The organism is Mesorhizobium sp. M7A.F.Ca.ET.027.03.2.1 (assembly GCF_003999175.1).
Lineage (GTDB): Bacteria > Pseudomonadota > Alphaproteobacteria > Rhizobiales > Rhizobiaceae > Mesorhizobium.
The window spans coordinates 1-465 of the sequence record NZ_RZOM01001891.1; the positions used below are offsets into that span (position 1 = coordinate 1).

1 protein-coding gene is annotated in these 465 nt (G+C 63.9%); it reads left to right on the top strand.

Features of this window, described 5'->3' with window-relative positions:
• A partial coding sequence (locus tag EN750_RS38630) for an AAA family ATPase (RefSeq protein WP_127399528.1) occupies positions 1–465 on the top strand: 465 nt, incomplete at both ends.

The window sequence follows — 465 nt, forward strand, 5'->3', positions numbered from 1 at the left end:
ACCTTGGCGAGGTCGTCGGCCAGGAGCATCTGACCGGCCCTGACGGCGCGCTGACCCGGTTGATCGGTTCCGGCTCGCTCGGCTCGATGATCTTCTGGGGGCCGCCCGGCACCGGCAAGACCACCGTGGCGCGCCTGCTTGCCGGCGAAACCAGCCTGGCCTTCGAGCAGATATCGGCTGTCTTTTCCGGCGTCGCCGACCTGAAAAAGGTGTTCGAAGCGGCCAAATTGCGCCGCACCAATGGCCGCCAGACCTTGCTGTTCGTCGACGAGATCCATCGCTTCAACCGTGCCCAGCAAGACAGCTTTCTCCCGGTCATGGAGGACGGGACAGTCGTGCTGGTTGGCGCCACGACCGAAAACCCGTCCTTCGAACTGAATGCCGCTTTGTTGTCACGCGCGCGCGTTCTGGTCTTCCATTCGCTTGGCGAGGAGAGCATCTCCAAGCTGATGGTGCGGGCGGAGG